Origin of the sequence: Streptomyces sp. NBC_00102 (assembly GCF_026343115.1) — a bacterium.
Lineage (GTDB): Bacteria > Actinomycetota > Actinomycetes > Streptomycetales > Streptomycetaceae > Streptomyces.
The window spans coordinates 5,138,197-5,153,111 of sequence record NZ_JAPEMC010000001.1 but is presented as its reverse complement, the minus strand read 5'-3'; the positions used below and the strand labels follow the sequence as shown (position 1 = coordinate 5,153,111).

The window sequence follows — 14,915 nt, the reverse complement described above, 5'->3', positions numbered from 1 at the left end:
GGCTTCAGACACGGGCGGAGCCTTTCGGAGCGGTGGCCGCCGGGCCGGTTGCCGTGTCGGCGGGCCCGGGGAAGCGGTGGCGTACGGCGAGGGCGACGTGGACGAGTCCGATGAGGACGGGGACCTCGATGAGGGGGCCGACGACTCCGGCGAGGGCCTGGCCGGAGGTGGCGCCGAAGGTGGCGACGGCGACCGCGATGGCGAGCTCGAAGTTGTTGCCCGCAGCGGTGAACGCGAGCGTGGCCGCCTTCGGGTAGTCGAGTCCGAGCGCGCGACCGGCCGCCAGGGACCCGGCCCACATCACCGCGAAGTACACCAGCAGCGGCACCGCGATGCGGACGACGTCCAGGGGCTTGGAGGTGATGGCATCGCCCTGGAGGGCGAAGAGCACGACGACGGTGAACAGGAGCCCGTACAGGGCGAACGGTCCGATCCGGGGGACCAGCTTCGTCTCGTACCAGGTGCGCCCCTTGGCTTTCTCGCCCAGCCGCCGGGTGAGGAACCCGGCCAGCAGCGGGATGCCGAGGAAGATCAGTACGGATCGGGTGATCTCCCACACCGACACGTCCAGGGCGGTCTGCTCCAGCCCGAGCCATCCGGGCAGCACGCTGAGGTAGAACCAGCCAAGCGCCGAGAACGCGAGGACCTGGAACACCGAGTTGAGTGCCACCAGGACGGCGGCGGCCTCACGGTCGCCGCAGGCCAGGTCGTTCCAGATGACCACCATGGCGATGCAGCGGGCCAGGCCGACGATGATCAGCCCGGTGCGGTACTCCGGCAGGTCGGGCAGGAAGATCCAGGCGAGTGCGAACATCAGCGCCGGGCCGACCACCCAGTTCAGCACCAGGGACGGGACGAGCAGGCGCCGGTCGCGGGTGACGGTGGAGACGCGGTCGTAACGGACCTTCGCGAGGACCGGGTACATCATCACGAGCAGCCCGAGCGCGATCGGCAGCGAGACCCCGGTGACCGTCACCTTCGCTAGCGCGTCGCCCAGCCCCGGTACGAGACGGCCCAGGCCGAGACCCGCGGCCATCGCGGCGAGGATCCACACGGCGAGGAACCGGTCCAGGAACGACAGCCGCCGGGCAGCCGGCTCCGCGTGCGCCATTCCGCCCCCGCTCACGAAAAGGTCCCCGCGGAGGCGGGCAGGGGTGCCCCGGAAGGATCGGCGGGGCGGGAGAGGACCTGGGCCAGTTGGTCGGTCATCTCGGGCAGCAGCCGGTAGTACACCCACGTCCCGCGCCGCTCCGAGTCGATCAGCCCGGCCTGCTTCAGCAGCTTCAGGTGGTGGGAGATCGTCGGCTGCGACAGGTCGAAGGCCGGGGTCAGGTCGCAGACGCAGACCTCCCCGCCCGCCCGCGAGGCGATCATCGACAGCAGGCGCAGCCGCACCGGGTCGCCCAGCGCCTTGAACACCTTCGCCAGCGCCTGCGCGCGCTCCTCCTCCAGCGGGGTGGACAGCAGACCGGGGCAGCATTCCCCGGCACGCCCGGCACCGTCCTGGCCGATCACCACGAGTTCTTGTTTCGACATGCTTCTATATTGACGTTCCTCGATCCAGGATGCAACCTTGAATCGACAGGCATCGATACAACCTGATCAGGGAGACACCATGTCCCGTGTCCAGCTCGCGCTCAACGTCGCGGACCTCGAAGCGTCCGTCACCTTCTACTCCAAGCTGTTCGGTACCGAGCCCGCCAAACGGCGCCCGGGGTACGCGAACTTCGCCCTCACCACCCCGCCGCTCAAGCTGGTCCTCATCGAGGGCGAACCCGGCCAGGAGACCCGCCTCGACCACCTCGGTGTCGAAGTCGGCAGCACCGACGAGGTCACCGCCGCCACCACCCGCCTCAAGGAAGCCGGGCTCGCGACCTTCGAGGAGAACGACACCTCCTGCTGCTACGCCCTCCAGGACAAGGTGTGGGTCCACGGCCCCGGCAAGGAGCCCTGGGAGGTCTACACCGTCAAGGCCGACGCCGACCGGCTCGGCAAGAGCCCCGCACTCGTGCCCGGCGGGGACACCTGCTGCGCGCAACGGCCGGAAGCGGGCGACGCCGCGACCCCGGCCGCAGGGTGCGGCTGCGACGGGTGAGGCGCGCCGCCGGCCAGAATCACGCGACGTGGTCGCGGGGTGCGCGACACACCTCCGACGCCACTTGCCGCATGCCGCACCCGGCGAGACATCGCGGACCGGGGCTCCCGGCCCCCGCGCTCGGACGGACGCCCGGAGCAGGCCGGTCCTGGAGCTGTGTTCCTTCTACGACCTGGTGCCGTGGCGGCGCACCCCGCGGCATGTGGACCGGTTCTGCACCGGCCCGGGGCGCCGGGCCCGTTCGACGGTACGGAGCAAGCTGACCAAGCTCGACAGCTGCTTCGCATTCCTGGAACAGCGCTATGCCGGGGGGATCGCACGCCGCTTCGGGGGCAGGGTCGAGTCACCGGTCGACACGTTCAACGGACCGGTGCACCGTGGTGACTTCGGGCTGAGGATTCCTCTCTCGCAGCGAGCACTGGCCGAGTGTTTCTCCCAGTGGAGGGCGTCTCTGCCAACGGCACGCAAGTATCAGGTGGCCGTGCGGGACCACGTGATGGCGAAGATCGCCTACATCTCCGGTGTTCGGGCGAGCGAGCTGTGCGCGGTCCGTCTCGGGGACGTTCACTGGGAGCTTGGCCGGTGCCTGGCCTCTTTCGGGCCGACTGGACGAAGGTACGGGCGCGGTCCTGGGAGCGTCCATGCGATCGCTCCCATATTCGTGTCATCGCATAAACGGGACCGTGCCGCGCGTCCGCCGATCGCGGGCGTGCGGACCGCCCCGCATCTCTTGGCCCAGGTCCGCGGCTCGCAGGGCGCTCGGCAGGATCGACTCACGGAGCCCGGCACGGCACGGCGGTGAACGCGGTGAACCGCAACTCGCTGTTGTCGCCGCGCATCCCCACCCCGCCGGGGCCGGTGAGCACCCCGGGTCCGGTGTCCACCGCCTCCGCCACGGTCCGCCCGTCGACGAGGAGCAGCAGCCGGACCGTGGACGGCGCCGTGGTGAGCGCCCGCGCCTCGACGTGGTGCCAGGTGTCGTACGGAAACGCGCAACGGGCTTGCGCGAGAGTCGTGTACACGCCCTCGGCTCCTTCGACGGACCCGGGCAGCAGCAGCTTGCGTTTGATGACCACCAGGCCGTCGCGCCGCCGGAAGCTCAGCGCGTACAGCTCCTGAGGGCTGCGGTAGCGGAGCCAGAGGTGTCCGCCGTCCCAGTCCGTCGCGGGGGTGCGCGCGGTGGTGCCGGGAGGCCGGAGCAGGACCTGGGTGCGGACGGCGGTGTCCGCGAAGTCGCGTCGTACGGTCACCGCCCGCAGCACCGAGGAGCCGGTGTGCAGCCGGGAGAGCGGGTCGGGGGAGAACCCGTCCGGGACGCCGCTCCAGGCCGCTCCCCGGTCGGCGAAGAGCGATCCGCTGGTGACGGACCAGTCGGGGTCGGTGCGGGCGTCGGCGGCAGCGGGGTGGCGGTGGGCGTACTCGTTGGTGATCAGGCCGGAGCGGGGGAAGACCGCGGTGAAGGTACCGGCGTCCGAGGCGTCGCAGACGGGAGCGGCGGCGGCTCGTACCGGTGCTGCGAAAGCCGCCTCGTCGTTGCGGCCGTCCGCGACCCGCGCCAGGTCGTCCGCGACCCGCGCCCCGCCCGTCCCGGCGCCGGGCGGGGGCGCGTCGGTGAGCGGCAGGACGCCCGCGGTGGCGGCGAGCCCGAGCCCGACCACCGCACGGCGGGTGTATCCGGGCGCGGACGACCGCCCTTCCCGTCGCCGGATCATCGCCCCTCCGCCTCCGCCTCCCTGCCCGCCTCCGCGGCGGATGCGGGCAGGGAGGCGACCCGGAGCGAGACGAAGCGGGGCCACTCCCCCAGGGCGTCGGCGTTGCGGATGTTGAGGGCGAGGCCGCCCCTGCCGTTCCCGCCGGTGGCGCGGGGTTCGGTCCAGTCGATCCGGAAGCGCCCGTCGACCACGACCTCGGTACGGTCGCCCCGCACGGTGACGCGCACCCGGTGCACGGTGTTGTCGTGGAGCGTGCGCCGCGCGACTTCGGCCCGCCGGTCCCCGGTGCCGGCGAAGAGGCTGACGTAGCTGTGGCTGAGGGCGACCGTGACCGGCGCCAGGCTGCCGTCGCGTACGACGATGCCGACGTTGTTCGTCGCCTCGCGCAGCCGGTCGACCGTCACGTCCAGCGTGTAGTCGGTCCAGTCCGCCGAGGCGAGAGGTCGGTAGGAGGCCGCCGCGAACCCGGTCCTCCCCGGATAGGGCCCCCGGCCGGTGAAAACCCCGGGCCCGCGCGGGGCCTTCGCACCGATGTGCTCCCAGCCGACGGTGTCGCCCAGTGGTTCGGGGCGGTCGCCCGGGGCCGTCGCGGTCCAGAGTTCCAGCCCCGCGCGGAATGCCCGGAGGTCGGTCGCCCGGGTGATCTCCAGGCGCCGCACCTCGCCTGCCGCACCGGCCCGCCGTCCGGCGGGGAGCGGCCGGTCCGTGGTGTTCGTCAGGGCGGCGGCGAACCGGCCCGCCAGTTCGTGCCGGAGGATTCCCTTCGAGGTGCGGGAGTCGACGGGCTCGGACGCCTCGGAGAACGGGTACGCGAAGAGCCGGGGCCGGGGCAGGCCGTGCCGGGCGAACTCCGCGAGCGAGGTGTCCAGGTCCCCGGCGACCCTCGCCCGGTACTCGTCCTCGCGTTCCGGCCGCCGGTCCCCCGGCAGCCAGAGGCGGTGGGAGAGCACCGACTGCCGGGTGCCGGCGGCGTCCACGGCGGCCCTCCGGTGCAGGGCGTGGGTGTGGTCCTCGAAGTCCCACCGGCCGGTGCCGGTCATGCGGCCGATCTCCTGCCAGGAGAGGTAATAGGGGCGGTGGCGTCCCACCGAGCCGGTGATCAGGAACGCCGCCGCGCGCATCCGGTACTTGGCGAGGATGCGGTCGGCGTGCACCCAGAGCCCGTGGGTGCCGTCGTCGAAGGTGAGGTAGACGGACCGGCGGGCGGGCGGGTCTCCCCCGTCCAGGTAGCGGACGAACTCCTCGGTGGACAGGCTCCGGTAGCCGGCCCGGGCCAGGGCGGCGAGCTGCGCGTCGAAGGCTTCGGGGGTGACCGTGTACCGGCTCCGGCCGTGGGGCGCGATGTCGTGGTACGCCAGCACGACGGGCGGCGTCGCCCCCGCCCCCGCGTCCGCCGCCGGGCCCGGTCCGGCGCCGTGCGGCGGCCCGGCGACGGGGCGCGCCCCCACGGGCGGTGCGGCCTGCGGAGTGACGGCCCTGCGGTGGGTCTCGTAGCGCCACACCGCGTAGAAGGGGAGGGCGACCAGCACCAGGGCCAGCAGCCCCAGGACCGCCCGTACCGAGGCCGCGCCCACCGGCCCCGGGCCGGGGCGTCCCGGGCGGCTCACCTCAGGTCTCCCCGGGACAGGACCATCAGGTAGAGGGCGACGACCGCGCAGGCGGTCAGGAATCCGGCCAGCAGCCGGGCGGCACGCCGTACCGCTCCCCCGTGTTCCCCGCGTGCGTCCGCCCCTGTTGCCGTACGGTCGGCGCCCGCGCCGCCCGGGGTCTCCGCGCCCAGCCGCCAGCCGCTCGACCGTCTGTCGCCCGCCCTCATGTCGTGCTCCTCGACCAGATCCCGCGCCGCACGGTGAGCAGCGAGTACGGAAGCAGCCAGGCCAGGACCACCGAGGAGAAGAGGCTCATGAGGGGGCGGTATCTCCATCGGGTGTCGCCGGGGTGGTCGGTCCGGTAGGCGAGTCCCCAGACGCAGCCCTTGAGCAGCACTCCGCAGACGTAGAGGAGGGTGAGGAGGTACGCGCCGTGAGCCGGGGCCCAGACCAGGTGGCGTACGGCCATCAGCGGTGCGGCGAGTACCCAGAGCACGTGGCCGTAGAAGAGGACGGCGGGTCCGGGGCCCCGGCGCCACATGAAGGAGCCGGTGAAGAAGAGGTTGCGGATGAAGCTCTTCTTCCAGCGGACCTGTTGGCGCATCAGCGGGGCGAGTCGGGCGGGGACGTTGGTCAGGACGTGGGCCGACCGCACGTAGCCGACCCGCCAGAGACGTTCGGGGTGGTCCTCGCCCGAGACGAACGGGGAGTCCCGGTAGCGGTCCTTGAGGGATTTGCCGATCCACGTCTGTCCGAGGACGTATCCGGTCAGCTGGCGGTCGGTGGCGAAGCGGAAGGGGGCGCCCAGGAAGCGGTCCCCGGCCCAGGCGGGGAGGTAGTTGTAGATCGCCTCCCGACGGAAGACCGCGAGCGGGCCGGAGACGCAGGACACCGAGCCGAAGGAGGACTCGGCCGCCTTGGCGATCCTGAACTGGCCTTCGTACCAAATGTCCTGAATACGCGTCAGCATCGTCGCGTCGGCGTTCAGGGCCCGGCAGTGGCCGCTCACGGCACCGAGGCGCGGATGGCGGGCCAACGCGTCCACGCAGCGGCGGAGCGCGTCGGGCGCGAGGACGCAGTCGGAGTCGGTGAACGCGACGACCTCGGCGTCCACGTGCTCGCACGCGGCGACCAGGGCGTGCTTCTTCCCCACGTTCTCGTCCAAGAGCAGTACGGTGATGCCGAGTTCGTCACGCAGGCGGACCAGGATCTCGCGGGTGCCGTCGGTGGAGAAGTCGTCCACCACGACGATCCGCACCCGCGGGCAGTCCGAGGCGGCCATGGAGCGGACGCACTCCTCGATGGCGTCGGCCTCGTCCTTCACCGCCAGCAGGAAGTCGACGCGCGGCCGGGCGGCGAGCGGCGGGAACCCGGCGTCGGGCACCGCCGGGCCGGAGGTCGTCGAGGGGTCCTCGTAGCGGCTGTACGCGATGTACAGCAGGGCGATCGTGCCCGCGAGCACCACCAGACCGTACGCCGAAGCCGTGTTCAGGCGCGGCAGCCGCAGCGCCTCGTGGGCCAGGACGACGATCAGGGGCATCAGGCAGAGCAGCACCAGCAGCCTGCGCAGCCCGCGCCGGACCCCGGGGAGCGCCTCGGCGAGCCACCGGCCGGCCGACGGGCCGGGTGGGGGCGTGGAGCCCCGGGCACGGTCGGCGGCCGAGCCCCGGGCACGGTCGGCGGCGGCGGGGACAGTGGCACGGTCAGCGGCGGGGACGGTGGTGCGGCCGGCAGGGGCGCGATCGGTCAGGGTCACGCCGATACCCCGACCTCGGGCGAACCCGCCGACCGGTGCGCCCCGTCGCCGCCGGGCGCCTCCGCACCTCCGGACGTACCGGCTCCGCCCGCCGCTCCGGCGGCCCGGGGGGTCCCGGCTCCGCCTGGGCCCCTGCGGTCCTGGGAGATGTCGAGCACCGTGTGTTCGGGGCCGAGCCGGCTCAGGTCCGTGCCGGAGTGCACAGTGTGCAGCACGACCAGGTCCCATCGCTGGTCCCACGGGTCGGCGACGGCGGTGAGCGTCCGGCCGCGCAGATCGGCGCGGGGCACCATCGGGTCCGTGAAGGAGACCGCCGCCCCCCAGTCCGCCAGCAGCCCCATGATCTCCAGCGCGGGGCTCTCGCGGATGTCCGCCACACCCTTCTTGTACGCGATCCCGACCACCAGGACACGCGCTCCGGCGACCGGAATTCCCCGTGCGGCGAGCTTCGCCGTGATGAGTCCGGCCATCCGCCCGGGGCGCTCCGCGATGGCCCGCATCGCGGCGTCGACGACCGGCGAGGGAATGCGTTCGGCCTTCAACTGCCACAGCAGATAGTGCGGATCGCACGGAATGCAGTGGCCGCCGACACCGGGGCCCGGATAGAAGGGCATGAAACCGTACGGCTTGGTCGCGGCCGCGTCGATCACCGATCGGGGATCCAGTCCGAATACGGCGCAATTGTCGGCCAGTTCGTTCGCCAGCGCGATATTGACGGCCCGGAAGGTGTTTTCCCAGAGTTTGGTCATCTCGGCGGCTTCCGGACTTCCGACCGGGTGGACCGAGGGGGAGATGCGGGAGAGCACCGAGACGGCCGAAGCGGTACTGCGCCGCCCCTCACCCCCCACGACGCGCGGGGTGAGGTCCTGACCGTGGGTGGCGTTCCCCGGATCGATCCGCTCCGGGGCGAAGGCCACGAAGACATCGGCCTCCACCTTCATCCCCTTGGCCGCGAGCGGCGCGAGGAGCAGATCGCGGGTGGTGCCCACGTAACTGGTGGAGGTCAGCAGAAGCAGCTGCCCGGGAACCGCGTGCGCGACCGCCGAAGCGCAGGCCTTCGCGAGCATCCCGAGGTCCGGCACCTGATGGCGGTCCACGGGAGTGGGCACACAGATCATCACGGTGTCCGCCCAGGAGGACGCCCGGGGGTCGTCGGTCAGCAGGAAGGCGGGGTCGTGCAACGCGTCCGTCAGCCGTTCCCGATCCCGGAGCCCCAGGTCCACGGCGCCCGCACGGATGTCGCGCAGCCGGTCGGCGCTGACGTCGATCCCGATCACCCGGACCCCCGCCGCGCGGAGCGCCAGAGCGGTCGGCAGACCCACGTACCCCAGCCCGATCACCGCGACCGCGCGTCCGTGGCGCTCCGCCCGGGAGAGCTGGACGCGGAGCGGCTCGTCGTCGTCCGCCGCCTCGAAGAGGCCGGGCAGGTCCGTCGCCGGGGAGGGCACCGGGGAAATCAGGTCGGGGTCGGAACGCCCCTGCACGGGAACGCCCCCCGCCGGGGCTGGGGTTGCCGGACGTTCCGGCCCGGGGGTCTCATCCGGTTCGACCGGGATCTGATCTCTTCCTGTCACCACGGACAAATCGTGCCCGATCCGTCACGAAAGACGTGGACGGACACGGCACGACGGCAAAATCAGCGGATACCCACGGCCCGTTCGCATTCTCATCATTTCAATGACTCCCGCGCGGAAGGGAATTCGTCTTCTCTCCGGCGACATTCCACGATGGAAGGATCGTAGGACTGCGTGACAACGGTCAATCGGGCGCGACGGGAATCGGACGCCCCGGCCGCACCCGCATCACCTCACCCGCCTCGCCCTCACCACACGTCCCACCTCACCCGTCGCACCGACCCCGCGCGCGCCCCACCACCACCCACCGCACTCCCCACACGCCCCACCACCCGCCGCAGCACCCCGACCCGACGGCGGGGCCCCTTCGCGGACCGCCTCCGCGGGCCCGTCCCGCCGGCCGGGTTAAATGCCCTCCACGCATGGCTGGTTATGAGCCATGCACCCCGTGCGTCTCACCACGTGAGCCAGACTCCTCCACCCCCGAAATTCTCGAACACCCCGTACACGGCCACGGACCGCCATTGTCGGCGGTTACGGCATCGGGCGGCCTGCGGATGTCATGGTGGCCAAGATCGACGAAACGTCCGCTTAACGAACACCGGCCCCTCAGCAACGGACGAGTTCTGGCCAATTCATTGACGCGGTCCTGACAGGAACACGCCGCGACTGACACTCTTCCGTCGTTCCGCGCACCGCCTGCACTGCCGACCGGGCCACCGCCCGCCGGTACCCCCCCTCGCAGAAGGAGTCCGCGTGAGACTCACGCACAGCCGTCGCACCACCGCGACCGGCGCCCTGATCGCCGCGGCGGCCCTGGTCGCCGTGGGAGTCACCTCGCCCTCGGCGACCGCCACCCCCGCCGCGGCCCCGGTCCCGAGCACGGCCAACCCGGGCGCTCTGCCGGCGGACCTCTCCCCCGCCGCCCGTGCCGCCCTGATCGCCCAGGCCGACGCGGGCAAGGCCACCACCGCCAAGGAACTCGGCCTCGGCGCGACGGAGAAGCTCGTCGTCCGTGACGTCGTCAAGGACGTCGACGGCACGGTGCACACCCGCTACGAGCGGACCCTCGGCGGGCTGCCGGTCCTCGGCGGCGACCTCGTCGTCTCCGAGAGCGCGGCCGGCGCGACCGAGTCCGTCATCAAGGCGTCCCCCGCCACCACCGCGCAGCTGACGTCCGTCGACACCGTCGCGGACATCGCCCCGGCCGCCGCCGAGAAGCAGGCGCTGAGCGCCGCCTCGGCCGACGGCTCGAAGGCCACCGCTGCGAGCCAGGCTCCCCGCAAGATCGTCTGGCTGGCGAACGGCACCCCGAAGCTCGCCTTCGAGACGGTGGTCGGCGGCCTCCAGGAGGACGGCACCCCGAACGAGCTGCACGTCGTCACGGACGCCACCTCCGGCGCCAAGCTGTTCGAGTGGCAGGGCATCGAGACCGGTACCGGCAACACGCAGTACAGCGGCACCGTCACCCTCGGGACCTCGGGCACCACGGGTTCGTACAACCTCACCGACTCCACCCGCGGTGGCCACAAGACGTACAACCTGAACCACGGCACGTCCGGCACCGGGACGCTCTTCTCCGGCGCGGACGACGTCTGGGGCAACGGCGTCGGCACCAACACCGAGACCGCCGCCGCCGACGCCCACTACGGCGCGGCCGAGACGTGGGACTACTACAAGAACGTCCACGGCCGCACCGGCATCAAGGGCAACGGCGTCGCCGCGTACTCCCGCGTGCACTACAGCAACAACTACGTCAACGCCTTCTGGACCGACAGCTGCTTCTGCATGACGTACGGCGACGGTGCCGGCAACGCCGCCCCGCTGACCTCGCTGGACGTCGCGGCCCACGAGATGTCGCACGGTGTCACCGCGGCCACCGCCGGGCTGGTCTACAGCGGCGAGTCCGGTGGCCTCAACGAGGCGACCAGTGACATCTTCGCGGCGGGTGTGGAGTTCTACTCCAACACCGCGGCGGACCCGGGCGACTACCTCGTCGGCGAGAAGATCAACATCAACGGCGACGGCACCCCGCTGCGCTACATGGACAAGCCGAGCAAGGACGGCGGGTCGTACGACTCGTGGTTCTCCGGCATCGGCAGCTCGGACGTCCACTACTCCTCGGGCCCGGCGAACCACTTCTTCTACCTGCTCTCCGAGGGCAGCGGCGCCAAGACCGTCAACGGCGTCTCGTACAACTCGCCGACCTCGGACGGCCTCGCCGTGACCGGTATCGGCCGCGACAAGGCGCTGGCGATCTGGTACCGGGCGCTCACCACGAAGTTCACCACGACGACCAACTACGCCTCCGCGCGTACCGGTACCCTCGCCGCCGCCGGTGAGCTGTACGGCACGACGAGCGCCGAGTACACCGCCGTGGCCAACGCCTGGGCCGGCATCAACGTCGGCACCCGCCCGGGCGGCACCACGCCTCCCACGGGAACGGTCTTCACCAGCAACACCGCCGTCTCGATCCCGGACAACGGTGCCGCTGTCACCAGCTCGCTCACCGTCTCCGGCGTCACCGGCAACGCCCCCAGCACCCTCCAGGCCTCCGTGAACATCACCCACACCTGGCGCGGTGACCTGGTCGTCGACCTCGTCGGCCCGAACGGGACCTCGTACCGGCTGAAGAGCTCCTCGTCGAGCGACTCGGCCGACAACGTGGTGGCGACCTACACGGTCAACGCCTCGGCGCAGGTCGCCAACGGTGTCTGGAAGCTGAAGGTGCAGGACGTCGCCTCGGGCGACACCGGCAAGATCAACAGCTTCTCGCTCACCTTCTGACGCACCTGAGCCGAACCGGCTGAAGCGATGAACGCAGGACGGCCCGGGAGGAGACCGACTCTCCTCCCGGGCCGTCCACGCGTTCCCCGCCGGGTGCCACTGCCGCCGGTCAGCGCAGTACCGGGCCGCCCTCCTCCTCGCCGACGGTCGCGTCCGGCAGGGCCACCAGGCCGAGTTCGGTGCCCGAGGCCAGCAGCGGATGCGAGGGCAGGACGCGCACGGTGTAGCCGTACGGGCCCGTACGGTCCAGGGAGAGCGGACCCTCGTAGATCCGGTGGTCCTCCAGGTCGCCGGTGCCGGTCACCTTCAGCGGGATGACCTGGGCGTCGACGAGCGCGTCGCCGGAGTCCACCCGCCCTGCGACGACCTGCACCTCCAGGTCCTCCGGGGCGAGGCCGCCGAGCGCGATCCGGACCCGGAGCGCGAGGGTCGCGCCCAGCTCCGCCGAGCCGCTCGCGGCGGTGTCGGTGACCGTCTCGACGTGGTCGACGGCCACCTGCGGCCAGGCCGCCCGTACCTTCGACTTCCACGCCGCGAGGTCGCGGGCGACCGGGGCGTCGAGGGCGCGGCGCGACAGCGCGGCGGGGGCGTAGAGCCGCTCCACGTACTCCCGGACCATGCGGCCGGCAAGGAGCTTGGGGCCGAGGGCGGCGAGGGTGCGTCGGACCATCTCGATCCACCGCTCGGGCAGCCCGTTCTCCCCGCGGTCGTAGAAGCGGGGCGCTACCCGGTCCTCGATCAGCGCGTAGAGGGCGTCGGCCTCCAGTTCGTCGCGCCGGTCGTCGTCCACGGCGGAACCGTCGGCGGTCGGGATGGCCCAGCCGAAGTCCGGCTCGAACCACTCGTCCCACCAGCCGTCGCGCACCGAGAGGTTGAGGCTTCCGTTGAGGGCGGCCTTCATCCCGCTGGTGCCGCAGGCCTCCAGCGGGCGCAGCGGGTTGTTGAGCCAGACGTCGCAGCCGGGGTAGAGCTTCTGCGCCATGGCCATGCCGTAGTCGGGCAGGAAGACGATCCGGTGGCGCACCTCGGCCTCGTCGGCGAACCGGACCAGCTCCTGGATGAGCCGCTTCCCACCGTCGTCGGCGGGGTGGGCCTTTCCGGCGACGACGATCTGGATGGGCCGGGTCGGGTGGAGCAGCAGCCGGGTCAGCCGGTCCTTGTCGCGGAGCATCAGGGTGAGCCGCTTGTACGAGGGGACCCGGCGGGCGAAGCCGATGGTGAGGACGTCCGGGTCGAGTACGCCGTCGATCCAGCCGAGTTCGGCGGTGCCGGCGCCCCGCCTGCGCCAGGAGGCGTAGAGGCGTTTACGGACCTCGGTGACGAGTTGTTCGCGCAGGACGCGGCGCAGGTCCCAGATCTCCTGGTCCCCGATGGCCGTCACGGCGTCCCAGCGGCGCGGGGTGCCGGTGCGGTCGGTGTCGTTCCCGGTGGCCACCTCGCCGCCGGCGAGAGCGTCCCGGGCGCGGTCCTCGCCGACCTGCCGGGCGCCGAGGCCGAGCACTTCGGGGGCGACCCAGGTGGGGGCGTGCACGCCGTTGGTGACGGAGGTGATGGGCACCTCGGCCGGGTCGAATCCCGGCCAGAGCCCCGAGAACATCTCCCGGCTGACGGCCCCGTGCAGGGTGGAGACGCCGTTGGCGCGCTGGGCGAGGCGGAGCCCCATGACGGCCATGTTGAAGATGCCCGGGGTGCCGCCCTCGTACGTCTCCTCTCCGAGTGCGAGCACCCGGTCGACGGGGACGCCGGGGAGTTCGCCGTCGTCGCCGAAGTGGCGGGCGACGAGCTGCCGGTCGAAACGGTCTATGCCGGCGGGTACCGGGGTGTGGGTGGTGAAGACGGCTCCGGCCCGGACGACTTCGAGCGCCGAGTCGAAGTCGAGCCCCTCGCCGGAGAGTTGTCCGGACGCCTGTCCGGACGTCTGCTTCCCTTCGGCGAGTTCACGGATGCGTTCGAGGCCGAGGAAGCCGGCGTGGCCCTCGTTGGTGTGGAACACCTCGGGCGCGGGGGCGCCGGTGAGCCGGCACCAGGTGCGCACGGCGCGCACCCCGCCGATGCCGAGCAGCATCTCCTGGAGGAGCCGGTGGTCGCTGCCGCCGCCGTAGAGCCGGTCGGTGACGTCGCGTTCGCCGGGCGCGTTCTCCTCGACGTCGGAGTCGAGCATGAGGAGGGGGACCCGGCCGACCTGGGCCTTCCAGACGCAGGCGTGCAGCGAGCGTCCGCCGGGCAGCGCGAGCACCACCCGGGCGGGGGTGCCGTCGTGTTCGCGCAGCAGGGTGACCGGGAGTTCGTTGGGGTCGAGGACCGGATAGGTCTCCTGCTGCCAGCCGTCGCGGGAGAGCGACTGGCGGAAGTAGCCGTGCCGGTAGAGCAGGCCGACCCCGATGAGCGGGACGCCGAGGTCACTGGCGGCCTTGAGGTGGTCGCCGGCCAGGATGCCGAGTCCGCCGGAGTACTGCGGCAGGGCCGCGGTCACTCCGAACTCGGGCGAGAAGTAGGCGACGGAGCTGGGTAGTTGGCTGCCCTGGGCGAGTCGGCTCTGGTACCACCGGGGTCCGGTGAGGTACGCGTCGAGCTCGTCGGCGGCCTCGCCGAGGCGGCCGAGGAACTCCTCGTCGCGGGCGAGTTCGGCCAGCCGGGAGGCGGAGACGGAGCCGAGGAGCCGCACCGGGTCGGCATCCTCCGGCCGCCACCCCTCGGGGTCGACGGACCGGAAGAGCTCCTGGGTCTCGGTGTGCCACGACCACCGCAGATTGCGCGCGAGGTCGTGCAGGGGTCGCAGGGAGTCGGGGAGGACGGGACGTACGGTGAACCGACGAATGGCCTTCACGCGTTCCACCTTTACAGGGGAGTTGCGAATCCGAGGGGACGCCGCACCACGGTGTGCGCCGCTCAACCACTGACGACGGTAACGGCCCACCGCCGCGTGCGGCCACGGCGCACGGGGTCGTCACGCGGTCCGGCGCACGCGTCGGCGGGGCACCGGAAGGTCTCCCCGGAGGTCCCGGACGGTGCGTCGACAGGCTCCGGAAGGTGCCCGGGGAGGGTCCCGGACGGTGCGTCGACAGGCCCCGGAAGGTGCCCGCGGAGTGCCCCCGGCGCTGCCCCAGGGGCCCCTCCGGCCCCGTCAACCCCGCCCGCTCCGAACGGATATGGCTGATTTCACCCCCTCGGGCGACCTTGTGGGCCTGGGCCGGCCGGGAGAGGCTTCCGGGGTGGCGAACCCACCGGGAGGTGCGAGTCGCCGGAGCGCGGGTACCCGGTGACTCGTGTGACGCCGCACGCCCGATGCCGTGCGCCGGACGCGCGCGGCGTCCGGATTACGACCCAGTAGTTAACACGGCGCCGGGTTGACCGCGCGAAAGCGGTGGGAAGGCTACCCGCGTACACAGCCGGCCCGGCGCC

The 14,915-nt window shown here is 72.1% G+C and carries 10 protein-coding genes; 2 read left to right on the top strand and 8 right to left on the bottom strand.

Going from position 1 to position 14,915, the window contains the following annotated elements:
* Positions 1-4 precede the first annotated feature (4 nt).
* Together arsB and OHA55_RS23120 are read right to left on the bottom strand one after the other, a co-directional pair.
* Entirely contained in the window at positions 5-1,111 is a 1,107-nt protein-coding gene (arsB, locus tag OHA55_RS23125) for an ACR3 family arsenite efflux transporter (protein ID WP_266711077.1), read from the bottom strand.
* Between the two features lie 11 nt (positions 1,112-1,122).
* Positions 1,123-1,536, bottom strand: a complete 414-nt coding sequence (locus OHA55_RS23120; protein WP_266709292.1) for a helix-turn-helix transcriptional regulator — start codon at positions 1,534-1,536, stop codon at positions 1,123-1,125.
* 79 nt (positions 1,537-1,615) lie between these two features.
* Here OHA55_RS23120 and OHA55_RS23115 point away from each other — a divergent pair, with 79 nt between their 5' ends.
* Positions 1,616-2,095, top strand: a complete 480-nt coding sequence (locus tag OHA55_RS23115) for an ArsI/CadI family heavy metal resistance metalloenzyme (RefSeq protein WP_266709291.1) — start codon at positions 1,616-1,618, stop codon at positions 2,093-2,095.
* A gap of 773 nt (positions 2,096-2,868) precedes the next feature.
* Here OHA55_RS23115 and OHA55_RS23105 read toward each other — a convergent pair.
* The 5 genes from OHA55_RS23105 to OHA55_RS23085 are packed head-to-tail and all read right to left on the bottom strand — an operon-like array spanning position 2,869 to position 8,636.
* Positions 2,869-3,807, bottom strand: a complete 939-nt coding sequence (locus OHA55_RS23105; protein WP_266709289.1) for a hypothetical protein — start codon at positions 3,805-3,807, stop codon at positions 2,869-2,871.
* Positions 3,804-5,414, bottom strand: coding sequence for a polysaccharide deacetylase family protein (locus OHA55_RS23100; protein ID WP_266709288.1), 1,611 nt, complete (start codon positions 5,412-5,414; stop codon positions 3,804-3,806). The genes OHA55_RS23105 and OHA55_RS23100 overlap by 4 nt, the downstream gene beginning before the upstream one ends.
* On the bottom strand, positions 5,411-5,623 hold the full coding sequence (locus OHA55_RS23095) for a hypothetical protein (RefSeq protein WP_266709286.1): 213 nt from the start codon (positions 5,621-5,623) through the stop codon (positions 5,411-5,413). The genes OHA55_RS23100 and OHA55_RS23095 overlap by 4 nt, the downstream gene beginning before the upstream one ends.
* A complete protein-coding gene (locus OHA55_RS23090) occupies positions 5,620-7,152 on the bottom strand; it encodes a glycosyltransferase (RefSeq protein ID WP_266709284.1) in 1,533 nt (510 codons plus the stop codon). The genes OHA55_RS23095 and OHA55_RS23090 overlap by 4 nt, the downstream gene beginning before the upstream one ends.
* A complete protein-coding gene (locus tag OHA55_RS23085) occupies positions 7,149-8,636 on the bottom strand; it encodes a nucleotide sugar dehydrogenase (protein ID WP_266709282.1) in 1,488 nt (495 codons plus the stop codon). Before OHA55_RS23085 ends, OHA55_RS23090 begins: the two co-directional genes overlap by 4 nt.
* Positions 8,637-9,482: 846 nt before the next feature.
* Between OHA55_RS23085 and OHA55_RS23080 the strand changes: the two genes are divergently transcribed.
* The gene (locus OHA55_RS23080) at positions 9,483-11,513 is read left to right on the top strand and encodes a M4 family metallopeptidase (RefSeq protein ID WP_266709280.1); all 2,031 of its coding nucleotides are present in this window, start codon (positions 9,483-9,485) and stop codon (positions 11,511-11,513) included.
* A gap of 109 nt (positions 11,514-11,622) precedes the next feature.
* On the opposite strand, the gene glgP is transcribed toward OHA55_RS23080, so the two are convergent.
* Entirely contained in the window at positions 11,623-14,340 is a 2,718-nt protein-coding gene (gene glgP, locus OHA55_RS23075; protein ID WP_266709278.1) for an alpha-glucan family phosphorylase, read from the bottom strand.
* Between the last annotated feature and the right edge of the window lie 575 nt (positions 14,341-14,915).